At 74.5% G+C, this 25,024-nt stretch carries 23 protein-coding genes; 7 read left to right on the top strand and 16 right to left on the bottom strand.

Annotation, left to right across the window (positions count from 1 at the left end):
• The first annotated feature begins 58 nt into the window (after positions 1-58).
• The 4 genes from K4S16_RS46755 (at position 59) to K4S16_RS42455 (ending at position 5,356) form a co-directional block, all read left to right on the top strand.
• Positions 59-2,785 (top strand): AAA family ATPase, encoded by a 2,727-nt coding sequence (locus K4S16_RS46755; RefSeq protein ID WP_160161231.1) that lies wholly within the window; start codon positions 59-61, stop codon positions 2,783-2,785.
• A 68-nt stretch (positions 2,786-2,853) separates the two neighbouring features.
• Complete coding sequence (locus tag K4S16_RS42465) at positions 2,854-3,801, top strand: ABC transporter ATP-binding protein (protein WP_149264774.1); 948 nt, start codon at positions 2,854-2,856, stop codon at positions 3,799-3,801.
• Complete coding sequence (locus K4S16_RS42460) at positions 3,798-4,565, top strand: ABC transporter permease (RefSeq protein WP_149264773.1); 768 nt, start codon at positions 3,798-3,800, stop codon at positions 4,563-4,565. The genes K4S16_RS42465 and K4S16_RS42460 overlap by 4 nt, the downstream gene beginning before the upstream one ends.
• Positions 4,562-5,356 (top strand): ABC transporter permease, encoded by a 795-nt coding sequence (locus tag K4S16_RS42455; RefSeq protein WP_149264772.1) that lies wholly within the window; start codon positions 4,562-4,564, stop codon positions 5,354-5,356. Before K4S16_RS42460 ends, K4S16_RS42455 begins: the two co-directional genes overlap by 4 nt.
• A 52-nt stretch (positions 5,357-5,408) precedes the next feature.
• Here the strand turns inward: K4S16_RS42455 and pheT are convergent, their stop codons facing one another.
• The 8 genes from pheT to infC form a co-directional block, all read right to left on the bottom strand.
• The gene (gene pheT / locus K4S16_RS42450; RefSeq protein ID WP_149264771.1) at positions 5,409-7,889 is read right to left on the bottom strand and encodes a phenylalanine--tRNA ligase subunit beta; all 2,481 of its coding nucleotides are present in this window, start codon (positions 7,887-7,889) and stop codon (positions 5,409-5,411) included.
• Positions 7,889-8,998, bottom strand: coding sequence for a phenylalanine--tRNA ligase subunit alpha (gene pheS, locus K4S16_RS42445; RefSeq protein WP_149264770.1), 1,110 nt, complete (start codon positions 8,996-8,998; stop codon positions 7,889-7,891). Before pheS ends, pheT begins: the two co-directional genes overlap by 1 nt.
• A gap of 133 nt (positions 8,999-9,131) precedes the next feature.
• Positions 9,132-10,220, bottom strand: a complete 1,089-nt coding sequence (locus K4S16_RS42440) for an ATP-binding protein (protein WP_268843309.1) — start codon at positions 10,218-10,220, stop codon at positions 9,132-9,134.
• A gap of 188 nt (positions 10,221-10,408) precedes the next feature.
• Positions 10,409-10,900, bottom strand: a complete 492-nt coding sequence (locus tag K4S16_RS42435) for an STAS domain-containing protein (protein ID WP_149264768.1) — start codon at positions 10,898-10,900, stop codon at positions 10,409-10,411.
• A gap of 271 nt (positions 10,901-11,171) precedes the next feature.
• Entirely contained in the window at positions 11,172-12,011 is an 840-nt protein-coding gene (locus tag K4S16_RS42430) for an RNA methyltransferase (RefSeq protein ID WP_149264767.1), read from the bottom strand.
• Positions 12,012-12,045: 34 nt separating this feature from the next.
• Entirely contained in the window at positions 12,046-12,423 is a 378-nt protein-coding gene (rplT, locus tag K4S16_RS42425) for a 50S ribosomal protein L20 (RefSeq protein ID WP_149264766.1), read from the bottom strand.
• A 69-nt stretch (positions 12,424-12,492) separates the two neighbouring features.
• Positions 12,493-12,687 carry a 50S ribosomal protein L35 gene (gene rpmI / locus K4S16_RS42420; protein WP_067468638.1) on the bottom strand — a complete coding sequence of 65 codons (195 nt, stop codon included), beginning with the start codon at positions 12,685-12,687 and terminating at the stop codon, positions 12,493-12,495.
• Positions 12,688-12,869: 182 nt separating this feature from the next.
• Positions 12,870-13,400 (bottom strand): translation initiation factor IF-3, encoded by a 531-nt coding sequence (gene infC, locus K4S16_RS42415; RefSeq protein ID WP_258943360.1) that lies wholly within the window; start codon positions 13,398-13,400, stop codon positions 12,870-12,872.
• A gap of 537 nt (positions 13,401-13,937) precedes the next feature.
• Between infC and K4S16_RS42410 the strand changes: the two genes are divergently transcribed.
• Together K4S16_RS42410 and K4S16_RS42405 are read left to right on the top strand one after the other, a co-directional pair.
• Positions 13,938-14,429 (top strand): NUDIX domain-containing protein, encoded by a 492-nt coding sequence (locus tag K4S16_RS42410; protein WP_149264765.1) that lies wholly within the window; start codon positions 13,938-13,940, stop codon positions 14,427-14,429.
• Positions 14,430-14,437: 8 nt separating this feature from the next.
• Positions 14,438-15,376, top strand: coding sequence for a carbohydrate kinase family protein (locus K4S16_RS42405; RefSeq protein ID WP_149264764.1), 939 nt, complete (start codon positions 14,438-14,440; stop codon positions 15,374-15,376).
• On the opposite strand, the gene K4S16_RS42400 is transcribed toward K4S16_RS42405, so the two are convergent.
• Entirely contained in the window at positions 15,352-16,110 is a 759-nt protein-coding gene (locus tag K4S16_RS42400; RefSeq protein ID WP_149264763.1) for an HIT family protein, read from the bottom strand. The two genes, K4S16_RS42405 and K4S16_RS42400, sit on opposite strands and share 25 nt — an antisense overlap.
• Positions 16,111-16,269: 159 nt before the next feature.
• Here K4S16_RS42400 and K4S16_RS42395 point away from each other — a divergent pair, with 159 nt between their 5' ends.
• Entirely contained in the window at positions 16,270-17,634 is a 1,365-nt protein-coding gene (locus K4S16_RS42395; protein WP_149264762.1) for a prenyltransferase/squalene oxidase repeat-containing protein, read from the top strand.
• A 6-nt stretch (positions 17,635-17,640) separates the two neighbouring features.
• Here K4S16_RS42395 and K4S16_RS42390 read toward each other — a convergent pair whose 3' ends face one another.
• From K4S16_RS42390 to K4S16_RS42360, 7 genes are all read right to left on the bottom strand, one after another.
• A complete protein-coding gene (locus K4S16_RS42390) occupies positions 17,641-18,474 on the bottom strand; it encodes a shikimate dehydrogenase (protein WP_149264761.1) in 834 nt (277 codons plus the stop codon).
• Positions 18,471-19,631 (bottom strand): endolytic transglycosylase MltG, encoded by a 1,161-nt coding sequence (gene mltG / locus K4S16_RS42385; RefSeq protein WP_149264760.1) that lies wholly within the window; start codon positions 19,629-19,631, stop codon positions 18,471-18,473. Before mltG ends, K4S16_RS42390 begins: the two co-directional genes overlap by 4 nt.
• Positions 19,628-20,086, bottom strand: coding sequence for a Holliday junction resolvase RuvX (gene ruvX, locus K4S16_RS42380; RefSeq protein ID WP_149264759.1), 459 nt, complete (start codon positions 20,084-20,086; stop codon positions 19,628-19,630). Before ruvX ends, mltG begins: the two co-directional genes overlap by 4 nt.
• Before the next feature lie 58 nt (positions 20,087-20,144).
• Positions 20,145-22,814, bottom strand: a complete 2,670-nt coding sequence (gene alaS / locus K4S16_RS42375) for an alanine--tRNA ligase (protein WP_149264758.1) — start codon at positions 22,812-22,814, stop codon at positions 20,145-20,147.
• Position 22,815: 1 nt separating this feature from the next.
• A complete protein-coding gene (locus K4S16_RS42370) occupies positions 22,816-23,136 on the bottom strand; it encodes a hypothetical protein (protein WP_149264757.1) in 321 nt (106 codons plus the stop codon).
• Complete coding sequence (locus K4S16_RS42365) at positions 23,133-23,549, bottom strand: DUF948 domain-containing protein (RefSeq protein WP_149264756.1); 417 nt, start codon at positions 23,547-23,549, stop codon at positions 23,133-23,135. The genes K4S16_RS42370 and K4S16_RS42365 overlap by 4 nt, the downstream gene beginning before the upstream one ends.
• Before the next feature lie 105 nt (positions 23,550-23,654).
• Positions 23,655-24,917 (bottom strand): replication-associated recombination protein A, encoded by a 1,263-nt coding sequence (locus K4S16_RS42360; protein WP_200842443.1) that lies wholly within the window; start codon positions 24,915-24,917, stop codon positions 23,655-23,657.
• Positions 24,918-25,024 lie beyond the last annotated feature (107 nt).

Below are 25,024 nucleotides of genomic sequence, written 5' to 3'. Positions count from 1 at the left end.
GATTACCGGACGACTTATCGCAACACAAGTAGCGTTAAGAATCGGCATGCTTGTCCAGATGGGGACCGTCAGCCCGCTGTTCGCCGGGCGCACAGCGGAACTGCGCGCGTTACGCGCGGCGTACGCGCGGGCGTGCGCGGGCGAGGCCGCGGCCGTGCTCGTCGGCGCCGAGGCGGGCGGCGGCAAGACGCGCCTGGTCGCCGAGTTCACCCGGGACCTGCGCACGCTCACCGGCGCCTGCCTCGACCTCGGTGTCGCCGGCCTCCCCTACGCCCCGTTCAGCGCGGTCCTGCGGAGCGCAGGGCGGGACGCGATCGTCTCGCTGACCCCGGCGGCGGCCCTGCCGGACCTGGCCCGGCTCATGCCCGACCTGACCGCCGCGACGCCCCCGCCCGACGACGGCGCCGGCCGGCTGCGGCTGTTCGAGCGGGTCCTCACCCTGATCGAGCGGCTGGCGGAGGCCGGACCGGTCACGCTGGTCATCGAGGACGCCCACTGGGCCGACGGCTCCACCCGCGACCTGCTGACGTTCCTGTTCCGCAACCCGCCGCGCGCCGCGGTGCTGCCGGTGGTCACCTTCCGCCCCGAGGAGCCCGGCACGCGGCCGTGGTTCGCCGAACTGGCCCGCCTCCCCCACGTGGCCCGGCTGGACCTGCCGCCCCTCACCCCGGACGAGGTCGCCGACCAGGTGTGCGGCATCCTCGGCGGCGCCGACCCCGAGGCGGTGCGGGACGCTCACGCGCGCGGCGGCGGCAATCCCCTCTTCGTCGAGGCGATCGTCGCGAGCCCCGGCACCGCGGTGCCGGGTTCCCTGCGGGACCTGCTGCTCGCGCGCGTCCACCGCCTCCCCCGGGCGACCGGCGAGGTGCTCCGGGCCGTCGGCGCCGCCGGGGCCGGAGCGGGGCACGGCCTGCTGGCCGCGGTGACCGACCTGCCCGAACCGGAGCTGAGCGAAGCGCTGCGCCCGGCCGTCGACCACGGCCTGCTGGTCGTGGACGGCGACGGGTACGCGTTCCGGCACGCGCTCATCCGCGAGGCCGTCCACGAGGACATGCTCCCCGGCGAGCGGTCCGCCCTCCACCGGCGGTTCGCCGAGGCCATCGAGCGCTCGCCGGAGCTCAGCGACGCCCCGGCGAGCGCGCTGGCCGTCCACTGGCAGGGCTGCGGCGACCACGCCAGGGCGCTGGCCGCCGCGTGGCGGGCCGCCGGGGAGCGCAAGGCCGCCACCGCCCACGCCGAGCAGTTGGACCTCCTCGAACGCGTCCTCGACCTGTGGGACCGCGTCCCCGGCGCCGCGTCCCGCATCGGCCTCGGCCGCCAAGAGGTCATGGCGGAGGCGGCCCGGGCCGCCGGTTCGGCCGGCGACCCGGGCCGCGGCCTTCCGCTCGTGCAGCGGATGCTGGACGAGACGGGCGACGAGCACGCGGCCGAGCTGCTGACCCTCCGCGCGCTGATGCTCGGGTACCAGGGCGACGACGCCGAGCTGGACGACCTCCGGCGGGCCGAACGGCTCGCCGCCGAGCCCGGACCCGTCCGCGTCCTGGCCCTGGGGCGGCTCAGCGGCCGGCTCCTGGTCTACGGCGAGACGCGCGAGGCGGAACGGCTCGGCCGGGAGGGCATCGAGCTGGACCGCCGCCTCGGCCGGTCGTCGATGACCCAGGATCTGGAGGTCACGGTCGCGGCCGCCGCGGCGTGGGACGGCGACGGCGACATCACGTCCCTGGAGCGGCTCCGGCGGCGCGGCCTCCCTGCGCGCGTGCGCGTCCGGGCCCTGAACTTCCTGGCGCACTGCCACCTCAACGCCGGCCGCCTCGCCGACGCGCTGGCGTCGGTCGCCGAGGGCGTCGCCGCCGCGGAGGAGGCGGGCCTGGCGCACAGCGCGGGGCTGCCCCTGGCCGTCAACGAGGTGGAGGCGCTGTACCGCCTCGGCCGCTGGGACGAGGCGGCCGGCATGCTCCGGCGGCGGCTGGCCCGCCACCACGGCCCCGCCTTCCGCGTGCAGATGATGATCTGGCGCACCGCGCTGCTGGCCGCCCGCGGAGCGGGCCCGGAACCCGATCCGCAAGTCCTGGCCCTGCCGCTCGACGCCGGGTTCCCCCAGACCACGCTGCCGCTGGCCCAGATGGTCATCGAGTGGCGGCTGGCGGAGGACGACCGGCCGGCGGCCCGTGCGACCGCCGACGCCGTCCTGCGCCATCCGCGCCTGACCGTCCAGCCCTGCTACGCCTGGCCGCTGCTGGAGGCCGCCGCCCGCGCCGGCGGACCGTCGCTTCCCCGGGTGGCCGAGGTCGCCGCGCGGCTGCCCGCCGCCACCCCGGTCGAGGCGGCCCACCAGGCGGCGGTGGCCGCCCTGACCGAAGGCACCGCCCCCTGGGACTGGGTGGTCGACGCCTGGGAACGGCTGAAGCAGCCGTACCCGCTGGCCGGCGCGCTGTTCGACGCCGCCTGCGCCGACCTCGCGGCCGGGGACCGGACGGCGGCCGCCGCACGGTTCCACCGCGCCGCCGGGATCGCCGCCGACCTCGGCGCGGCGCCGCTGGCCCGGCGCATCTCCGAACGCGCCCGCCGCGCTGGCCTGGCGGGCCAGTCCGGCGGCCCGCTCACCGCCCGCGAGTCGGAGGTGGTCCGGCTGCTGGCGCGCGGGCGCTCCAACCGGGAGATCGCCGAGGAACTGGTCATCTCTCCCAAGACCGCGAGCGTCCACGTCTCCAACATCCTCGCCAAGCTCGGGGTCGCGTCCCGCGGCGAGGCGGCCGCCGCCGCCCGCGACCGCGGCCTGGCCTAGGCCGGCGGCCGCGCGGATAAGGCGCCTCCTTATGGCCCGCGGGCACGCCTTACGGCGAGCGTCGGAGCATGGAAGCCGCCGTGCACACCTCCCGCCTGCGCCGCACCTACGCGCGCAAGCGCCGGGACCCCGTCGTCGCGCTGGACGACCTGACCCTGACCGTCGCGCAGAACGAGATCCACGGGCTGCTCGGGCCGAACGGCGCGGGCAAGACCACCCTCGTCGAGATCCTCTCCACCGTGCTGCTGCCGTCGGGCGGCTCGGCGCGGATCCTCGGCCACGACGTCGTGACCGACACCCGCGCCGTCCGGGCGCTGGTCGGGCTCGTGCTCGGCGGCGACCGCGGCCTCTACGACCGGCTGAGCGCCCGCCGGAACCTGCTGTTCTGGGGCGCGCTCCACAAGCTGGACTCCCGGACGTCCCGCCGGCGCGCCGCCGCGCTGCTGGAGCGCGTCGGGCTGGCCGAGCGGGCCGACGACCCCGTGGAGAGGTTCTCGCGCGGGATGCGCCAGCGGCTCCACCTGGCGCGGGGGCTGCTGCACGAGCCGCGCGTGCTGTTCCTGGACGAGCCGACCTCGGGGCTCGACCCCGTCGCCGCCGGCGCGTTCCGCCGGCTCGTGCTCGACCTGCGCGCCGAGGGCCGCACGTTCCTGCTGGCCACCCACGACATGGACGAGGCCGCGGCGCTCTGCGACCGGGTCACGCTCATCGACCGCGGCCGGATGCTGCTGACCGGCGACCCCGCCGGGATCGGCCGGTTCCTCGGCGACCGCGAGTGCGTCGACTTCACCCACCCCGACGCCGCACTCGCCGGAGCCCTCGCGGACCTGCCGGATGTCACGGACGTCGAGCACCGCGACGGCGAGGCGTGGCGCGCCCACACCGCGGACCGGGACGGCACCCGCCGCGTCCTGGCCTGGCTGCTGGAGCGCGACGTGCTCACCGCGCGGCGCGGCCGGCCGACCCTCGAAGAGGTCTACCTGCGCGCGGTCGGCGACCGGGGGATGCGGGTATGAGCGCGCTCCGCGCGGTGTGGCACGCCGTCGCGCTCCAGGCGGCGCTGTCGCGGCGCGGCCCGGAGCACGCCCTCATCCTGCTCATCGTGCCGATGCAGACGACGACCATGCTGGCGCTGACGGCGCACCGCCCGGACGTCACGGCCAACGCCGTGCTGGCGCCCGGGCTGATCGGGCTGTGGGTCGCCGCCCTCGACTACGCCGGGCGCATCGTGGCCGAGGACCGCTGGGCCGGGCGCATGCCCGCGCTGCTCACCGCGCCCGTCCCGCTCGCGCTGGTGGTGGCCGGGCGGGTCGCGGCGGTCGTGCTCGTCGGCGGGGCCGCGTTCGCCGAGTCCTGGCTGGTGGCCGCCCTCGGGTTCGGGCGGGTGCTGACGGTCGCCGACCCGGCGCTGTTCCTGCTCGCGGTCGCGGTCACCTGCCTCGCGACGATCGGGACCGCGACCCTCATGTCCGCCGTCTTCGTGATGTCGCGGGCCCGGGAGGTCCTGCAGAACTCCCTCGGCTACCCCTTCTACATCCTCGGCGGCATCCTCGTGCCGGTCGCGGCGCTGCCCGGCTGGCTGCACCCGCTCAGCCGGGCGGTCTTCCTGTCGTGGAGCGCCGATCTCCTGCGCGGCGCGGTCCGGGGCGACGCGGGCGGCTGGCCCTGGTCGGTCGCCGCGATCCTCGCGCTGGGCGCGGCGGCGATGGCGGCGGGCCTGTGGCTGACCCGGCACTACGTGGACCGGACCCGGCGGGAGGGGACGGTGGGCTTCGCATGAGGCACGCGCTGCGGATCGCCCGGGAGTCGCTGATCCTGGGGTTCGCCGAGATGAGGGCCGTCTACACGTGGAAGACGTGGACGTTCGGATGGCTGGTGCGGCTGCTGTGCCAGGCCGCGTTCTACGCGCTGCTGGGCCGCTACGTCGGCGACGAGGACACCATGCGGTACGTGCTCGTCGGCAACATCGTCGTGCTGGCCTGCCTGGAGTCCACCATCGTGGTGATCTCGCTGGCCGGGGAACGGGCCATGGGGACGCTGCCGCTGCTGGCCATCGCACCCTCCGGGCACCTGCCCGTGTACCTGGGGCGCGGCCTGCAGTGGACGGTGACAGGGCTGACCAGCTCGCTCGTCGCCTGGGTCGTCCTGCCGCCGCTGCTCGGCGCCCCGCTGCCCTGGCCGCGCGCCGCGTACGCGATCCCGGTCATCGTGCTGATCCTCGCCGGCAGCTACGGATACGGCTGCGCGCTCGCCGGCATCGCATTGCGGCTGCGAGGCGTCGAATGGCTGGTGCTGAACTTCGCCTACGGGATCGTCATGACGTTCGGCGGTGTGAACGTCCCGGTGGAGTTCTGGCCCGGCCCGCTGCGGATCGCGGTGCAGGTGCTGCCGGTGGTGCACGGGCTGGAGGCGGTGCGCGGCATCCTCGACGGCGCGCCGCTCGGCCGCGTCCTGGGGCTCCTCGGGATCGAGGCGCTGGTGGGCGCCGGCTGGTACGCGGTCGCGGCCGTCTCGATGGACCGGCTCGTCTCCGCGGGCCGCCGCGACGGGAGCCTCCGCCACGCGGGCTGAGACGCGGGCGTGCCCCGGACCCGCGCCGGGTCCGGGGCACGCCCGCGATCCGTCAGGCGCCGCGCAGGGCGGCTCCGGTCCGCTCGGACGCGGCGGCGACGGCGGAGTCGCGGGCCTGCGACGCCTCCTCGGCCGTGAGCGTCCGGTCGGGGGCGCGGAACCGCAGCGAGTACGCCAGCGACTTGCGGCCCTCGCCCACCTGCTCGCCGGTGTAGACGTCGAACAGCCGGATCGCCTCCAGCAGCTCGCCCGCGCCGTCGCGCAGCGCCGACTCGACCTCCGCGGCGGGCGTCCCCGAGTCGACGACCAGCGCGACGTCCTGCATCGCGACCGGGTAGGACGACACGTGCGGCGCGCGGACCGCCACCGGCTCGCCCAGGCGGCGCAGCTCCAGCTCCATCGCGCACGACCGCGCGGGGAGCCCGTACGCCTTCGTGACGCGCGGGTGCAGCTCACCGGCGTGCCCGACCAGCGTGTCGCCCGCGTACAGCGCCGCGCAGCGGCCGGGGTGCCAGGGCGCGTGCTGGTCGGCCTTCACCGCCAGCTCGACGCCGACCTCGCGGGCCACCGTGCGGGCCGCCTCGATCGCGTCCGCCCACAGCGCCGGACGGCCCTCGCCCCACCAGCCCGACGGCTCGCGGTCGCCGGACAGCACCACCGCCACCCGGTGCGGCTGGTCCGGCAGCGCGGCCTCCAGCCCGGCGACCTCCTCCGCCGTCGGACCGCGGTCGACCGCGAGGCGCGGCGCGCGCTCCGGGGCGTCCGGACGCGGCCGGAACACCGCGCCGACCTCGAACAGCGCGGCGTCGCCGAAGCCGCGCCCCACGTTGAGCGCCAGCACCTTGAGCAGCCCCGGCAGCAGCGTGGTGCGCAGCAGCGGCTCCTCCTCCGACATCGGGTTCGCCAGGCGCAGCGTCCGCCGCCGCGCGTCGTCCGCCGGGAGCTGGAGGCCGTCCAGGTCCTTCTCGGCGACGAACGGGAAGGCCAGCGCCTCCACGTACCCGGCGCCGGCGAGAGCGCGGCCCACCCGGCGGCGCAGCCGCTGCTGCGCGGTCAGGCCCTTGCCCGCCGCCGGGCGCGGCGCCCGGGCCGGGATGTCCTCGTACCCCTCCAGCCGGATGACCTCTTCGGCGAGGTCGTTGGGCGCGGTCAGGTCGGGGCGCCAGGACGGCGGCGTCACCGTGAGCACGTCGTCGCCGGCCACCGTGCAGCCGACCTGCTCCAGGCGGCGGACCACGGCGTCCCTGCCGTAGGTCACGCCCGCCACCCGGTCCGGGTGCCCGGCGGGCATCGTCACCGCGGCCCGCTCGACCGGCGCCTCGGCGTGGGTGACGCCGGGCACGATCTCCGCGCCGCCGAGCTCGGCGAGCATCCGCACCGCCCGGTAGGAGGCGTACAGCGGCAGCTCGCGGTCGACGCCGCGCTCGAACCGGTGGGACGCCTCGCTGTGCAGGCGGTGCCGGCGGGCCATCCGGGCGGTGCCCATGGCGTCGAAGTGCGCGGCCTCGATCACCATGTCGCTCGACCGGTCGCCGATCTCGGTGGCGAGCCCGCCCATCGTGCCGGCCATCGAGATCGGCCCCGACTCGTCGGTGATGAGGATGTCGTCGGGGTCGAGGGTGCGCTTGACGTGGTCGAGCGTCTCCAGCTTCTCGCCGGGCGCGGCGCGGCGCACGACGATCGGGCCGGTGAGCTTGCCCCGGTCGAACGCGTGCAGCGGCTGCCCGAGCTCCAGCATCAGGTAGTTGGTGACGTCGACCGCCAGCGACACCGGCCGCATCCCCGCGCGGTGCAGGCGCACCTGCATCCACATCGGGGTCCGCGCGTCCGGGTCGAAGCCGCGCACCTCGCGCAGCACGAACCGGTCGCACGCGGACGGGTCCCCGATGCTCGCCGGGTGGCTCCCCTTACCGTCCTCCGCGGGCAGTTCCACGTCAGCCGGGTCCTTGAACGGAACCCCGTAGGCGATGGCGGCCTCACGGGCGATGCCCCGGATCGACAGGGCGTAGCCGCGGTCGGGCGTGACGGCGATGTCGAGGACGTCGTCGCGCAGCCCGAGCAGCTCGATCGCGTCCGCGCCGACCGGGGCGTCCGGGGGCAGGACGAGGATGCCGCTGTGGTCGTCGCCGATGCCGAGCTCGGTCACCGAGCAGATCATGCCCTCGGACATCCGGCCGTAGGTCTTGCGGGCGCCGATCTCGAACCCGCCGGGGAGCACGCCGCCCGGCAGGATGACCACGACGCGGTCGCCGACCGCGAAGTTGGCGGCGCCGCAGATGATGTTCTGCGGCTCCCCGGTGCCGTTGGCGTCGCCGACGTCGACCTGGCAGTAGCGGATCGGCTTCTTGAAGCCGGTCAGCTCCTCGATCGCCAGGACCTCGCCGACCACGAGCGTGCCGGTGATGTCGGCGCCGGCGTGCTCGACCGTCTCGACCTCCAGGCCCGCCGCGATCAGCTCGGCGGCCAGCGCCCGGCCCGTGACGCCGGCCGGGAGCTCGACGTACTCGCGCAGCCAGGAAAGCGGGGCCCGCATCAGATCTCCATCCCGAACGGGAGGGTGAACCGGACGTCGCCCTCCACCATGTCGTACATGTCCTCCACGCCGTGCCGGAACATCAGCGTCCGCTCGACGCCCAGCCCGAACGCCCAGCCGCTGTAGCGGTCCGGGTCGACCCCGCAGGCCACCAGCACGCGCGGGTTGACCATGCCGCAGCCGCCGAGCTCGATCCAGCCCTCCGAGCTGCAGGTGCGGCACGGCTCGGCGCCCGGCTCCGTGGACGCGCCCCGGCACACGAAGCACTGCATGTCCACCTCGGCGGACGGCTCGGTGAACGGGAAGAACGACGGCCTGAACCGCGTCTTCAGCCCTTCGCCGAACATCCCGGTGACGAACGCGTCGATGCCGCCGCGCAGGTCGGCCATCGTCAGGCCCTCGTCGACCGCGAGCCCCTCCAGCTGGTGGAACACCGGGCTGTGCGTGGCGTCGAGCTCGTCGGTGCGGAACGTGCGCCCGGGCGCCACCACGTACACCGGCAGCGGCCGCGACAGCAGCGACCGGATCTGCATCGGCGAGGTGTGGGTGCGCATCACCAGCCCGGAGTCCTCCGACTCGACGAAGAAGGTGTCCTGCATCGTGCGGGCCGGGTGGTCGGGCAGGAAGTTGAGGGCGTCGAAGTTGAACCACTCCGCCTCGACCTCGGGCCCGTCGGAGACCTCGAAGCCCATCGAGACGAAGACGTCGACCATCCGCTCCTGCATGGTGGTCAGCGGGTGCCGCGCGCCGCGCGGGGCGCGGTCCCACGGCAGCGTGACGTCGACGGTCTCCTCGACGAGGACGCGGCGGTCGCGCTCCTCCTCCAGTTCGGCCTGGCGCGCCTTGAGCGCCTGGGCCACCGCGCCCCGGGCGGTGCCGATGCGCTTGCCGGCCTCGGCCCGGGCCGCGGGCGGCAGCGCGCCGATCTCGCGGTTGGCGAGGGCCAGCGGGGAACGGTCGCCGGCGTGCGCCAGCCGGACCTGCTTCAGGGCGTCGAGGTCGGCGGCCGCGGCGATCGCCGCGAGCGCCTCGGCGCGGGCCCGCTCCAGCTCCTCGGGCTGGAGCGCGGACACCTCGACGGGGTCATAGGACTTGTTGGGTGCAGACATGGTGGTGTGATCGACTCCGGTCGGCGTGGGACGCCCGCAGTCTAGTGCGCGGGCGGTGGACATCCGGAAAGCGTGCGCGTGACGCGCTGGCCCGCCCAGGGGTCCCGTGCCGTGCCGCGGGTACGGACCGCGGTCAGCCGGCGTAGTTGGGGGCCCCTGCGGGCACGGTAAATCGGAACTCGGCGCCGCCGCCGGGCGCCCGCCGCACGGTGATCACGCCGCCGTGCGCCTCGACCAGGCCCTTGACGATGTAGAGCCCGAGGCCGGTGCCGCCGCGGCGGCTGCCGCCGGGACCGCGCCAGAACTGCCGGAAGACGCGCTGGGCGGCCTCGGGCGGGATGCCCTCGCCCTCGTCGCGCACCGACACGGCCGCTCCCTCCTTATGCGCGTCCGGCTCCACCACAATGGTGACAGTGCCCGCCCCGTGGCGCACCGCGTTTTCGACGAGATTGCCCAGGATTTGATCCATCTTGTCGGGATCGAGCCACATCTCGGGCAGCTCGCCGCGCGTCTCGAAGCGGAAGCGGTCCTCCGGCTCCCCCGCCGCGACCCGGCCCGCGATGACCTTGCGGACCTCCTCGGGGAGGTCGACGACCTGGCGGCGCATCTCCAGCCGGCCCGCCTCGATGCGGGACACGTCCAGCAACTCGGTGATCAGCCGGGTGACCCGGTCGGCGTCGGCGTTGACGGTCTCCAGCATCACCCGCTTCTGGTCGTCGTTGAAGCGGTGCCACTTGGCCAGCAGCGTCGCGGTGAACCCCTTGACGCTGGTCAGCGGAGAGCGCAGCTCGTGGGCGACGGTGGAGACGAGGTCGGCGCGGTCGCGCTCCTGGCGGGCGCGGTGCAGGGCGTCGCGCAGGCACACGGTGAACCGTTCCACACGGCGGTCGGCGTCGCGCCGGTACGCGGCGGTCACCAGCACCTCGGTGCCGCCGGGAAGGAAGAGCACGCGCTCGGGATGGCGGGTGCGGGTGGACAGCCCGTCGTAAGGGGCGAGGCACTTCCACCAGTCGCGGCCCTCGGCGTCGTGCAGGGGCAGGACGTCGCGGAAGTCGCGCCCCAGGGCGGACCCGGCGGGGATGCCGGTGATCCGCGCGGCGGCGGCGTTGAACACGACGACGCGGGCGTCCCGGCCCGCGACCATCAGCCCGTCGGGCAGGTCGTCCGGGCCGCTCCCCTCGGGGCCCGGCCCGGACCCCGTCTCGGGTCCGCGCGCGGCCACGAGAGGGGATTCCTCTCCGCCCACAGCGGCCTCCAGAACACCGGTGAGAACGCGGCCTGTCGGAAAGAGACTCTAGCCCGAGTCGGACCCTTAACGGGACCCGGAAACCGCCTCGCGGCAAGGCATGTGTAGCCCTCGTGCAGGGGGTCGCCGCGGCCCGCGGAGGGCCTCATCAGGACATCCGCGGCTCATCCGGACCTCGTGGGCGAGTCGTGGTCCGACAGCGCGGCCTCGACGTCGCGGTGGATCGCGAACAACCGGTGCAGGCCGGTGATCTTCAGCAGTCGCAGCTGCGCGGGCCGGACCCCGGCCAGGGCGATCTCACCCCCGGCCGCGGAGATCTGGTTGTGCGCCGCGACCAGCGCGCCGAGCCCGGCGGCATCGCAGAACGGCACGGCGGCGAAGTCGGCCACCAGGCGGCGCGGCCGGGCCCCGGGCAGCCGGCCGTGCAGCTCGACGAGCCGGTCGCGCAGCGGCCCGGCGGTGCGCAGGTCGATCTCCCCCGCCACCGCGACGACGGCCGTGCCGGCCCGCACCCGGGCGGTCTCGACGCGCAGCCCGTCGGCGGCGGGCGCGCCGGAGGCGTCCGGGGCGGACGGCGCCCGGACCGCGCCGGCCCGGCACCGCACCTCCGGGGGACGCCGGCCCGCCCTTCCGGCTCGCCTGGTCTCCTCGGTCATACGCTCGCCCCCACTCCGTGCGGCCTCGTCGCCGCCCTGGTCAACGCACTGATCAACAGGTTAGACGCGGCATCGCGGCGACGTGATCCCTCGCCGGTCGCGGTTCCCGCTCCTACCCGCGAACGAGTCCCGCGCGGCGGCAGGCCCCCCATGCCCCGCGTCCACGCGAAGACCATCTTCGCAGCTCACCGGTCGCGAGGCGGCACCTGTCGCGACCGCATGCGGCCATTCGATCACGGAACGCATCGAACGTCCGCGACCGCGGCGTGTCTCACGCGCGGCCCGGACCCGCTCCCTGGGCGGCGCGCTGCGCGCGGGCCGACGCATACAGGCATACGGCCGCGGCCGTCGCCAGGTTCAGGCTCTCGGCCCGCCCGTAGATGGGCACGCGGACGACCTCGTCGACGTGCCGCAGGATGTCGTCGGGCAGCCCCCACGCCTCGTTCCCGAACACCCAGGCCGTGGGGCGCGCGAGGACTCCCTCGTCGATCGCCTCGTCGAGGGTGCGGTCGCCCGCGCCGTCGGCGGCGAGGACGGTGAGGCCCGCGCCCTTCAGCTCCGGGATCAGCGTGTCGAACCGGGGGCCGACGACGACCGGCAGGTGGAACAGGCTGCCCGCCGAGGCGCGGACGCACTTGCCGTTGTAGGGGTCGACGGACGCGTCGGTGAACACGACCGCCTCCGACCCCGCGGCGTCGGCGGTGCGCAGGACGGTCCCCGCGTTCCCCGGGTCGCGGACGTGCGCGAGCACCGTCACCAGCCGGGGTCCGGCCTCCAGCGCCTTGCCGAGCGGGACGTCGACGAACTCGCAGACCGCCAGCAGCCCCTGCGGGGTGACGGTCTGGGCCAGCTCGGCCATGATCTCGCCGCTGACGCGCAGCACCGGCACTCCGGCGCGCTCGGCGGCGAGCACCAGCTCGGGATGGCGGGCCTCCGCCTCGGCCGTGGTGAACAGCTCGGCCAGCCCACCGGGGATCTCCAGCGCCTCCCGCACCGCCTGCGGCCCCTCGGCGAGGAACCGGTTCTCGCGGCGCCGGAACGCGCGTTTGGCGAGCCGCCGAGCGGCCTTCACCCGTGGTGATCGGAGAGAGGTCAGCTCGCGGCCCGCCATGTCGCTGTGATCGCCCGTGTGCCGGTCGCCCGGCTCAGGCCGCCTCCGTACCCTCGGTCGGGAGCGCGTCCTTGGCGACCTTGACGAGGGCGGCGAACGCCGGGGCGTCGTTCACGGCCAGCTCGGCGAGCATGCGCCGGTCGACCTCGACCTCGGCGGCCTTCAGGCCCTGGATGAACCGGTTGTAGGTGATGCCGTTGGCGCGGGCCGCGGCGTTGATCCGCTGGATCCACAGCCGGCGGAACTGGCCCTTGCGGTCCTTGCGGTCCCGGAAGGCGTAGGTCATCGAGTGGAGCTGCTGCTCCTTGGCCTTGCGGTACAGGCGCGAACGCTGACCGCGGTAGCCGCTCGACCGCTCCAGGACGACCCGACGCTTCTTGGCGGCGTTGACCGCCCGCTTCACGCGTGCCACGTGCTGACTCCTTCGTGGGGGCCGGGGCCATGCTGGCCTCGGCCGGTCGGCGATGTTCCCGGTCGAGTGCTACTTGCGCAGCAGCTTCTTGATGTTCTTGGCGTCGGCGTCGGCCACCACGGCGGGGCCGGACAGCCGGCGCGTCCGCTTGGTCGGCTTGTGCTCGAGCAGGTGGTTCTTGTTGGCGCGGCGGCGCATCACCTTGCCGGAGCCGGTCAGCTTGAAGCGCTTCTTGGCACCGCTGTGGGTCTTGGTCTTCGGCATGGTCGCCGTCGTCTCCCTCTTTCCCGGCCTCCGTGCCGACCGGCATGGAGGCGCGCCTGATCGGCGCATCGCACGGCGATCCGTGGACGCGCCAGGTCAGGCTTCAATGTACGTACGCAGCGACTTCGCTGAGCCGCGAGGTCGCGATGGGGGCCGCCGTGGAGCCGGCCCCGGACCGGCCGTCAGACGGTGGTCTCCGACTCCTGCCCGCGGGCCGTCTTCTTCTTGTGCGGACCGAGCACCATGATCATGTTTCGGCCGTCCTGCTTGGGCCGCGACTCGACGAAGCCGAGCTCCTCGACGTCGTCGGCGAGCCGCTGCAGCAGCCGGAAACCGAGCTCGGGACGGGACTGCTCACGACCACGGAACATGATCGTGACCTTCACCTTGTCCCCGGCCTTCAGGAACCGCACCACGTGACCCTTCTTGGTCTCGTAGTCGTGCGGGTCGATCTTCGGGCGGAGCTTGATCTCCTTGATGACCGTGTGCGCCTGGTTCTTCCGCGCCTCACGCGCCTTCATCGCGGACTCGTACTTGAACTTGCCGTAGTCCATGAGCTTCGCGACGGGCGGACGCGCGGTGGGCGCCACCTCGACGAGGTCGAGGTCCGACTCACGCGCGAGTTCAAGGGCCTTGGCGATGGGCACGATGCCCACCTGTTCGCCGTTCGGGCCGACGAGCCGGACCTCGGGCACGCGAATGCGGTCGTTGATACGCGGTTCGGCGCTGATGGGACCTCCTTGGGGCCGTTCTCAAGTTCGTTGGACCGGTCGTACCCCGAGGCTTCCACGAGAAAAGCCCCGCACGACTCACGCGCGGGGCCACCTTCGGTCTCCCGGGAACGGCAGTGCCGCCCGGAAACGACGGCGGGACGAGCCTGAAGCCCGTTCGCCGGACCGAGAACCCACCGGCCTTGGGCCGGTCAGGTGGGAGGTGGCCTCCGCTTGAGCGCCCGGTACACGCCACCATCTGGTCGCGCACACAGGGCCGGTCGACCACCAAGAATACCACCCGATGGGACTCGGTGCGCCATGCCCGGACGCCTCGCGCGGCCCCTCGCGACGCGGACGTCCTGACGGGGTACGCCGTCCCGTACAACCGGCCGGGCCGCGCCGCCATTCCCGCGCCCGCGCTCCCCGCCGCGAGGTGAGGGTGTTCTGGCCCGGCGGGCGTCTCGGCGACGCGGCCGCGGCTTGTTACGGTGGAGCCGAGACGGCCCGGTGGGGCCGGCACCTGGGAGGTCTCCCGCGATGCCCTCGGTCGACGCCGGCGACGCCGGCCCCCTCACCGCCGCGCCACCGGTCCGGCTCCAGTTCGCGCAGAAGGCCTTCATCGTGTCCGGCGGGCGGCTGCTGCTGGTCCGCAAGTCCGCCTCCGACCCGTTCCACCCGGGCCGCTGGGAGGTGCCCGGCGGGCGGCTGGAGGAGTCGGCCGACCTCGATCTCGACGACCACATCCGCCGCGAGGTCTGGGAGGAGGTCGGCCTCAAGATCGATCCGGGGCCGCCGTTCCACCTGTGGCAGTGGTTCATGCCCGACCGCGGCACGCCCGGCGGGCAGATCCGGGTGGTGGCGGCGGCGCGCCGCTGCCGGCCCGTGACCCTGGACGCCACGCTGGAGAACCAGGACACGAGCGACCACCTGGACCGGTGCGCCTGGGTGCCGCTGCGCGAGGTCGGCGGCTACGAACTCATCCCGAGCCTGCGCCCGGTGATGCGGGCCTTCCTGCGTCCGGCCGGCTGAACCGGGACATGGCGCCGCCGCGATCCCCCCTCGCATGGCCGGGTCTCGACGGCGTCGCCGAGCGCCGCTTCGCGCTCTTCGTCGTCGGGGACGCGGGGATCGAGGTGCGCGCGTCGCTGCCGGGGGTCCGGTTCGCCGAACTCGGCGCCGACCGGCTCTGCTACGCCCCCGCGCGGTTGATGGCCGCGGGGACGGCCGTGAACCTCGCCAGGTGCGCGGTGGGCTACTTCCGCCGGGTCGACGTGCTGGCCAAGGTGGGCGACGACGACTACACGGAGGCGATCCGCCGCGAGCTGTGCCGGATCGGCGCGGCCGACCGCCTGGTCGTCGAGCCCGGCGTCCCGAACGGCGTGTCGGTCATGCTGCGCGACGACCACGGCGGCCGCGGGCCCGGCGTCCGGCTGCTGGTCGTCCAGGACGAGCCGCCCGCCCGGCGGCTGACCGCGGCGGACGTGCGCGCCGCGGCGGCCGGGATCGAGGAGGCCGACGTGCTGGCCGTGGACGGCTACGCGCTGCTGGCCGCCGACTCCCGCGCGGCGCTCCACGAGGCGGTGCGCACGGCGCGGGCGGCGGGCACCCGGGTGGCGTTCGACGTCGTCCCCCACGACATCGACGCGCGGCTCCCGGCGTCCTGCGTGCTGCCGGTCCTGGAGCAGGCCGACCTCGTCGTCTCCGAGGCGCACACCCTGGCGCGCCTGCTCGGGCATCCGCCGCCGGCCGACGGCCGCGGACCGCAGGACCTGCTGCCGGTGCTCGACCGCGCGGTTCCCGGCGCCCCCCTGTGGCTGCTGCGGTTCGGCCCGACGTCGCTGGAGCGGGTGCTCGCCCACCGGCGGGGGCGGGCGCCGATGGAGTACCCCACCGGCTACGCCGCCGGTGTACGGCGCGCGGGGTTCGGGGACCGGTTGACCTCGTGCGAGCTCTACTGGTGGCTGTCGGGCGGCTGAGCGGTGTCCGGCAGGGCGGCCGCCGCCGTCCGCATCGCCCGCAGGGTGCGCAGGAACCGCCGCCTGCTGGCGGGGAGCCCGAAGGTCTCCTGCCAGCGCCAGGCCCGCTCGGGGCCGGTGGACGCCACGGGGCCGGTGGACGCCACGGGGCCGGTGGACGCCACGGGGCCGGTGGACGCCACGGCCCAGCGCAGGAACTGGCTCCGCACCCCGTCGCCGGGATGGACGGTCGCCGCGCCGCCCTCCTCGATCAGCAGGTAGGACCGGCCGGAGCGGTAGCAGGCCCGAAGGGTCGCGTGGTCGGCGGGCGCGCCGGGGCGCCCCTCCCCCTCCACGACCGCCCGCACGCCCGGTGTTCCGGGGAGAAGGTGCCAGTGCGCGTGGTCGATGCACGCGCCGCCGCCCTGGGGGCTCGCGGGCCCGTGCTCGAACAGCAGCAGGTCGCCGGCTCCGTACGCCTCCCGGTAGAGGCGGGCGACGCGGTCGCGCCACCGCCACGCGCTTTCCCACATCCCCCTGGGGAAGTCCCCGGCGCACTGGTGGTGCTCGCGCGTCACCAGCAGGAGGTGCCCCTCGGTGAGCGGCGCGACGTCCGGGATCAGGAAGAAGTCGCGGTCGCCGGAGATGACCCCCGACTCGCCGGGCAGGCCGGCCATGCCGTTGAAGCGGAACCGCAGCGGGGGGCACAGGACGCAGTCGTGATCAGGGTCGTCCCGGGCGGTCGGCTCGGCCAAGCCACCTCCAGCATCGCGGAACGCGGGAGCGGTCTCCCTCCAGCGTGCCCTGTGCCGCGCGCCCGCGCCCGCCGCGGCGCGGGCACAGACGCGGGACCGCGGGGTACAAATCCCGGCCCGCCGGGAACAACAACAGCAGAAGGCCGAACCGTGAACCAGATGTCCCCGCTCCCCTCCCCGGCGCCCCGCCCGTCCCGCGCCACCGCCAGGCGCGGCCGCGCCGCCGTCCCCGTCATCGACATGGCGGTCCTCGACGCCCGGCTGAACGAGTCGCTGGACGTCCTGCGCGACACCTACGCGCCCGCGCTCGGCACGGGCGGAGGCTGGTACCACGAGCTCGCGCGGCCGGAACCCGGCACCACCGCCACCGCCCTCGGGCTGATGGCGTTCGCCGAGGCGGGGCGCGCGTTCGAGTACTTCGACGACGGCCTGGCCCTCCTCGCCGCCCGGCAGACCCGGTCCGACGACCCGCTGCGCGACGGCGGCTGGGCCACCAAGACCAGCCTCGGCATGCCGGTGGTCGAGGCGACCGGCTGGATCGCGCGGTTCCTCGCCCGCGCCCGCTGCGAGCTGCGCGACGACGCCCCCGACCTGGCGCGCGCCTACCGGTGGCTGCTGCGCAACCAGAACCCCGACGGCGGATGGGGCTCGCTGCGCGGCTGCCCGTCCCGGGTGTGGCTGACGTGCCTCGCGCTCCGCGCGCTCAGCGAGCTCAACCCCTACGACCCGGCCGTCGACCGCGGCGTCGAATGGCTGACGGCGGACCGGACCGCGCAGCGCCCCGCCTGGGGCCCGACGCAGACGTCCCTGCCCACCGTCACGCACACCGCCTTCGCGCTGGTGACGCTGGCCGAGGCGCGCCCGTGCCTGCGGACCGAGCGGCTGCTGGACGCCTACGACTGGCTGCTGGAGCACCTCGACCCCGACGACGACCACACGTGGATCGAGACCTACGGCGTCTCGCCGTGCGCCGCGCCGGAACGCGGGCCGGAGCCGGTGTGGCGGCTCGCCCTCTGGCACTACGGGCTGCCGATCGCGCTCACCGCGCTGCTGCGCGACCCGCGCGGCCCGCACGGGCCGACCGTCGCCCAGGCGTTCCGGACGCTGGTGCGCGGGGAGGTCGCCGACCCGCGCTGGAACGGCTACCCGGGGAGTGGGCGCACGTCGCTGTGGACGCTGTGGTGGCGGCTGGAGACGCTGGTCGCGCTATCGCGGACCCCCCTCGCCGGGACCGCCGACGTCCTGCACTGGCTGCCGGACGCGATGGTCGTGCAGCGCGCCCACGCCCGGGAGCGTCCGCTGGCCGACCTGCTCCCGCACCGCCGCCTCGTCGACCCGGTCGGGCTGGCCCAGCGGCACTGGGCGGCGTTCCTGCTGAGCCTGGTGTGCGCCGGCAGCTCGCTCGGCGTCGCCGTGGGGCTGTGGGGCTGGAAGGACTTCTGGCTGAGCGTGATCCTGCCCATCGTCCTCACCAGCGTCGACGAGTCGGTGAAGCGGCGCCGCGCCCAGCGGGCGCCGCCCTGAGGCGGGTCAGGCGCGGCGGGCGAGCTCCGCCTCGCCCGCGGCGCGCATCGCCTCCACCGGCACGTCGTCGCGGCCGGTCATCAGGGCCACCTGCCGGACGGCCTGGTGCAGCAGCATGTCGAAACCGCCGACGACCGTGCCGCCCGCCCGCTCGACGGCCGCCGCGAGCGCCGTGGGCCACGGCGCGTACACGACGTCGAACAGCGCCGCGCCGGACTCGGCGACCGGCCCGGCGTACGCGTCGGCGGCCCGCCCCGGGAGCGTCGACACCACGAGTTCCGCCGGGAGGTGCGCCGGCGCCTCGTCGAGCGTCACGACCCGGACCGCGAGCCCGAACCGCTCCCCCACCCCGGCCGCGCCGGCGGCGCGCTCCGGGGTGCGGACCGCGAGGACGGCCTCGCGCGTGCCGAGCCCGGCGAGCGCGGCCAGCGCGGACGCGGCGGTCGCGCCGCCGCCGAGCACCAGCGCCGTGGCCGGGGCCTTCAGCCCCGCCTCGGCGAGCGCGGTCTCGATGCCGTACACGTCGGTGTTGTCGCCGTGCCGCCGCCCGTCCCGAAGGACGATCGTGTTCGCGCCGCCGACCTTCACCGCGAGGTCGGAGACCGTGTCCACGAGGCCGAGCGCGACGCGTTTGAGCGGCATGGTCAGCGACAGGCCCGCCCATTCGGGCCCGAGCCCGTCCAGCAGCGCGGCCAGACCGTCCTCGCCGCACTCGACCGCGTCGTAGGACCAGTCGTCCAGCCCCATCGCCGCGTACGCCGCCCGGTGCAGCACCGGCGACAGCGAATGCGCGATCGGCGACCCCAGCACCGCGGCGCGGTGCCCCGTCGTGTCTGTCACTGGCCCGGGTGCGCCTTCTGCCAGGCCCGGAACTCCTTCTCGATCGCCTGCCGCTCCTGCTCCGTCGTGGCGAACTTGGTGACCTTGTTCGTCGGGTCGGTGGCGATGAAGTACAGCCACGTCCCCTCCGCCGGGGTCAGCGCCGCCTCGATCGCGTCCGGCCCCGGGTTGGAGATGGGGCCGGGGGGCAGACCCGGGTGCAGGTAGGTGTTGTAGGGCGAGTCGGTCTGCAGGTCCTTCTCGGTGACGGTGAGCCGCCGCTCGTTCAGCGCGTACAGCACCGTCGTGTCGAACTGCAGCTTCATGCCCTTCTCGACCCGGTTGTAGATGACCCGGGAGATCTTCGGCAGGTCGCTCGGCTTGCCGCCCTCGGCCTGGACCAGGCTGGCGAGCGTCATGACCGTCGCCGGGTTCATGCGCGCCTTGCGCGCCTTGCCGACGAGGTCGACGCTCTCGGCCTCCCTGTTGAAGCGCCCCACCATCTCCTTGAGGATCTGCTCCGCCGTGCCGTTCGGATCCAGGTCGTAGCGGCCCGGGTACAGGTACCCCTCGATCTTGCCCCGCGCGTAGGAGGGCAGCCCCAGGCTCTTCGGCCGCCTCGCCACCGCCTGGAACTCCTTGACGGAGATGCCGGTCTTCTTCGCCAGCAGCTCGTAGACCTCGACGGCCCGGCGCCCCTCGGGGATCACGATCTGGTTCCCGGCCCGCGACTTCGGGTCCAGCAGCAGCGCCACCGCCGCGGCCGACGACATCCGCAGCCGCAGCTGGTAGAAGCCCGGCTGGATGCTGGAGGCGCGGGTCTCCTTGTTGTAGGTCTTCACGAACGCCCGGGAGCTCTTGACGACCTTGTGCTGCTCCAGCGTCGCGCCGATCACCGACCCGGTCGCACCGTCCTTGATCTGGACGGTGACCTTGCCGGAGCCCTCGCCCTTGTAGTCCGGCGGGTTCCACTTGTTGTCGAGCCACGCGAACCCGAGGACGCCGCCGGTGCCGAACACCGCAACCAGGAACGCCATCGCGAACAGCGCCGCGGCGCGCCCGCTGCGCTTGCGGCGCTTCTGCCGCTTGCGCCGGCGCCGCTGGTCGCGCCTGCCGTAGGGCTCCTCGCGCGGAGGACCGTCGCCGTACGGATCGGAGAAGAGGTCCAAGTCGTTCATGAGCTCCCCTGAACGATCTCCCCTGGGGGGCGTCCGGTCAACCGCTCCGCGTCGAGGGCCGCCTGGAGCAGGACCGCCGCGGCGGCCTGGTCGACCACCTTGCGCCGGGCCTGGCCGTGCACTCCCCCGGCCCGCAGACCGCTCTCGGCGGTGACGGTGGTGAGCCGCTCGTCGTGCAGCCGGACCGTCTCCGGGGGAAGGCGGTCGGCGAGCCTTGCCGCGAACCTGCGCGCCGCCTGCGCCGCCGGGCCCTCCCGGCCCGACAGCGAGGTGGGCAGCCCGACGACCACCTCGATCGCCTCGTGCTCGCCGACCAGCTCAACGAGCCGGTCGACGTCCCCCTTGCCGCTCTTCACCGTCTCCAGCGGAGACGCGAGGATCCCCCCGGGATCGCACCGCGCGACCCCGACCCGAACGCTCCCGACGTCGACCCCCAGCCGCACGCCCGTTCTCATACCCTCGCCTCCGCTGGCCGGTGGCGAGGGGCGTTCGTCCTGCCCCGTCGTGCCGGGCTCACGCGGCCCCTACTGCCTGCTCGACGGCGGCGAGGGCATCGCCGATGGCGGCGGGGTTGGCGCCGCCTCCCTGAGCGAGGTCGTCCTTGCCGCCGCCGCCTCCGCCGAGCGCCTTGGCGGCCAGGCCGACGAGCGCGCCCGCCTTGAGGCCGCGGTCGCGCGCGCCCTGGGTGACGGCGATGACGACGACGGGACGGTCCTTCGGCACGCCGGCGACCATCACGACCGCGGGGCGCGCCGTGAGCCGGCCGCGGATGTCGACGGCCAGCTTGCGCAGGTCGTCGGCGCCGGTGCCGTCGGGGGCGCGGTGCCCCACGAACGCGGTGCCGCCCACGTCCTTGGCACCGTCGGCGAGGGACCCGGCGATCGCGAGGACCTGCTGGGAGCGGAGCTTCTCCAGCTCCTTCTCCGCGTCGCGCAGCCGGGTGACCACGCCGGAGATGCGCTCGGGCAGCTCCTCCTTGCGGGTCTTCATCTGCTCGGCGAGCTGCGCCACGAGGACGCTCTCGCGGGCCAGGAACCGGAACGCGTCGATGCCGACCAGCGCCTCGACGCGGCGGACGCCGGCGCCGATGGACGACTCGCCCAGCACCTTGACCAGGCCGAGCTGGCCGCTGCGGGCGACGTGGGTACCGCCGCACAGCTCGCGGGAGTAGTCGCCGACCTCGACCACCCGGACCTCGTCGCCGTACTTCTCGCCGAACAGCGCGAGCGCGCCCATCGCGCGGGCCTCGTCGATCGAGGTGTGGAAGGCGCGCACGTCCAGGTCGCCGACCAGGACCTCGTTGACCTCGTCCTCGACGTCCCGCAGCACGCTCGCGGGGACGGCGCCGGACGCGGTGAAGTCGAAGCGGAACCGGCCGGGCGAGTTCTCCGACCCGGCCTGCGCGGCGGACTCGCCGAGCGCGCGGCGGAACCCGGCGTGCACCATGTGGGTCGCGGTGTGCGAGCGGGAGATCGCCCGGCGGCGCTCCACGTCGACCTCGGCGTAGGCGGTGTCGCCGGCCTGCGCCTCGCCGCTGCGGACCCGGCCGCGGTGCACGATGAGCCCGGCGAGGGGCGCCTGCACGTCCGTCACCTCGACGACGGCGCCGTTGCCGAACCGGATCACGCCGTGGTCGGCGAGCTGGCCGCCGCCCTCGGCGTAGAACGGGGTGCGGTCGAGGACGACCTCGACCTCGGTGCCCTCCCCGGCGGCGGGCGCGTTGGCGCCGTTCACCAGCAGCCCGACGAGGCGGGCGTCGCCGGCGAGGCTGCCGTAGCCGGTGAAGTCGACCCTGCCGCCGGCGCCGGTGAGCAGCTCGTCGAGGACGGAGACGTCGAGGTTGCCGGTCTTCTTGTCGCGGGCGTCCTTCTTGGCGCGGTCCCGCTGCTCCTTCATGAGCCGGCGGAAGCCGTCCTCGTCCACCTGGAGGCCCTGCTCGGACGCCATCTCCAGGGTGAGGTCGATCGGGAAGCCGTAGGTGTCGTGCAGCTTGAACGCCTGCTCGCCCGCCAGGGTCGCGCCGCCGGAGCGCTTGGTGTCCGCGACGGCGGTGTCGAAGATCGCCGTGCCGGTGCGCAGCGTCTGGAGGAAGGAGTCCTCCTCGGCGTCGATGACCGTGTGGATGTTCGCGGCGGTGCGCACCAGCTCGGGGTACTGCTCGCCCATCGCATTGATCGCGACGGCGGTCAGCTCGTGCATGAGGCCGGCGTCCTGCCCGCCGAGCAGGCGCAGGTTGCGGATGGAGCGGCGCAGGATGCGGCGCAGCACGTAGCCGCGGCCCTCGTTGCCGGGGCGGATGCCGTCGGCGACCATCATCGTCCCGCTGCGGACGTGGTCGGCGACGACGCGCAGCGACACGTCGGCCCGGTGCTCGCGGCCGTAGGCGGTGCCGGTCAGCCCGGCGGCGCGGTCGAGGACCCGCCAGAGGGTGTCGGTCTCGTAGATGTTGTCGACGCCCTGCAAAATCGCCGCCATGCGCTCCAGGCCCATGCCGGTGTCGATGTTCTTGGCCGGCAGGTCGCCGAGGATCGGGAAGTCGGTCTTGCTCTCGCCGGGGCCCCGCTCGAACTGCATGAAGACGAGGTTCCAGACCTCCAGGTACCGGTCCTCGTCGGCGACCGGGCCGCCCTCGCGGCCGTACTCGGGGCCGCGGTCGTAGTAGATCTCCGAGCAGGGGCCGCACGGGCCGGGGACGCCCATCGACCAGAAGTTGTCCTCCATGCCGCGCCGCTGGATGCGGTCGAGGGGGACGCCGACCTTGTCGTGCCAGATGTTCAGGGCCTCGTCGTCGTCGTGGAAGACGGTGACCCACAGCTTGTCCTCGGGGAACCCGAAGCCGCCGTCGGCCCGCGGCCGGGTCAGCAGCTCCCAGGCGAACGGGATCGCCTGCTCCTTGAAGTAGTCGCCGATGGAGAAGTTGCCCAGCATCTGGAAGAAGGTGGCGTGCCGGGTGGTCTTGCCGACCTCCTCGATGTCGGGGGTGCGCACGCATTTCTGGGCGCTCGTCATCCGCTGGGACGGCGGGGTGCGCTGGCCGAGGAAGTACGGCTTGAACGGGACCATGCCGGCGTTGACCAGCAGCAGGGTCGGGTCCTCGGCGACCAGGCTGGCCGAGGGCACCACCGTGTGCCCGCGCTCCTCGAAGAATCCGAGGAAGCGGCGTGCGACCTCTGCCGACTCCATATCAGTGGCCATCCTTGTCGTTCTCGATGATCGTGTATCTCGCCTTGAGCACGCGGCGGGACGGCGGTCCCCCGCCGTCCGGCGGAGCCTGGTCCATGCGGACGGCCTCGCGCAGCTCCTCCTCGCGGGCCCGCATCTCGGTACGGACGTCGGAGGCGAAAAGCCTCAACCGCTCGCCGGCGCCCTGCCCGGTCGACACGGCCCGCGCCGCGACGCTCTCGGGCGACAGGGCGCGCGTGAACCGCTCCACGCGCCGCTTGACGCGGTGCGTGGCGTAGACGCCGGCGCCCGCGCCGACCGAGAGCCAGAACAGCCGCCTCATCTGCGCCCCTTACCCGAGGAGCGGGCCTGCAGTTCCGGGCGGCCGGACGCGGCGCGCCCCTCGCCGTCGCGGCCGCCGAGGGCCTTGCGGACGCCGTAGGAGAAGGCGGCGGCCTTCACCAGCGGCCCGCCGACCACCGAGGTCATCACGGTGGTGACGGCCGAGACGTTCTGCGTGACGCCCGCGACCTGCTTGGTGATGACGTCGGTGCGGCCGAGCTGCTCGTTCGCGCGCTTCACCGTCCGGGCCATGTCGTCCATCAGCGGGCCGGCCTGGTCGCCGATGTCGTGCACGAGCTCGCTGGCCTCGCCGAGCAGCCGGGAGAGCTTCAGCAGGGTGAGCGCGATGAACGAGACCAGCACCGCCCAGAACACCGCCACGATGAGGGCTGCTAGCTGTCCACCAGTGAGCATCAGGGCTTTCCGTTCGCGTGGGGTCGGCACGGGGCCGGGCATGGCCTGACAGACCTTACCGGTCCACCAGGCCCCATGGCGGGAGCACCGGCCGGGGAAGATCGATCAACGCCGGTCGGCGGTGCCGCGCAGCACGGAGCGGATCCGCGCGAGGACCTCGGTGAACCGCGCCTCGGCGCCGTGCCTGGTGGGGCGATAGTACTCCCGCCCGTCCACGGCGTCGGGCGCGTACTGCTGCCGGACCACGCCGCCGGGGTGGTCGTGGGCGTACTTGTAGCCCTGCCCGTGCCCGATCTTCGCGGCGCCCTTGTAGTGCGCGTCGCGCAGGTGCCCGGGGACGGGCCCGGCGAGGCCCTTGCGGACGTCGCCGAGCGCGCCGTCCACCGCCCTGATCACGGCGTTGGACTTCGGCGCCAGGGAGAGATGGATCACGGCCTGGGCCAGGTTGATGCGGGCCTCGGGCAGGCCGACGAACTCCACCGCCTGGGCGGCGGCGACCGCGGTCTGCAGCGCGGTCGGGTCGGCCATGCCGACGTCCTCGCTGGCGTGCACGATCAGCCGCCGGGCGATGAACCGGGCGTCCTCGCCCGCCTCGATCATGCGGGCCAGGTAGTGCAGCGCCGCGTCGACGTCGCTGCCGCGGATGCTCTTGATGAACGCGCTGATGACGTCGTAGTGCTGGTCGCCCTCGCGGTCGTAGCGGACGGCGGCCCGGTCGACGGCCTTCTCCAGTACGTCGACGTCGATGGTCGCGCCCTCGTCGACGACGAGCGCGGCGGCCTCCAGGTAGGTGAGGGTGCGGCGGGCGTCGCCGCCGGCCAGCCGGACGAGGTGGTCCTCGGCGGCGGGGTCGAGGGCGACCGCGCCGTCCAGCCCGCGCTCCTCGGTGAGGGCGCGGCGGATCACCTCGCGCAGGTCGTCCTCGCCGAGCGGCTCCAGGGTGAGCAGCAGCGAGCGCGACAGCAGCGGGCTGATGACGGAGAAGAACGGGTTCTCGGTGGTGGCGCCGATGAAGGACACCCAGCGGTTCTCCACCGCGGGCAGCAGGGCGTCCTGCTGGGCCTTGTTGAAGCGATGCACCTCGTCGACGAACAGGACCGTCTGGCGCCCCGTCATGCCGAGCTCCCGGCGCGCCAGGTCGATCTCGGCGCGGACGCGCTTGACGCCGTCGCTGACCGCGGAGATCTCCACGAAGCGGCGGGAGGTGACATGGCTGACGACGGTGGCCAGGGTCGTCTTGCCGGTTCCCGGCGGGCCCCAAAGCACGAGCGACATCGGCACGTCCCGGTCGACGAGCTGCCTGATCGGCGTGCCGGCGCCGAGCAGGTGGCCCTGCCCGACGACCTCGTCCAGGGAGCGGGGGCGCATGCGGACGGCGAGCGGCTGCTCCGCGCCGCCCCGGGCGGGCGCCGCCGGCGGCTCCGACCGCGCGTCCGCCGGGACCGCGTCGCCCCCGTCCCGCTCCGGAGCGTCGA

Source organism: Actinomadura sp. K4S16 (genome assembly GCF_008327685.1).
Classification (GTDB): Bacteria; Actinomycetota; Actinomycetes; order Streptosporangiales; family Streptosporangiaceae; genus Spirillospora.
This window is presented reverse-complemented; position numbering and strand designations above follow the sequence as displayed.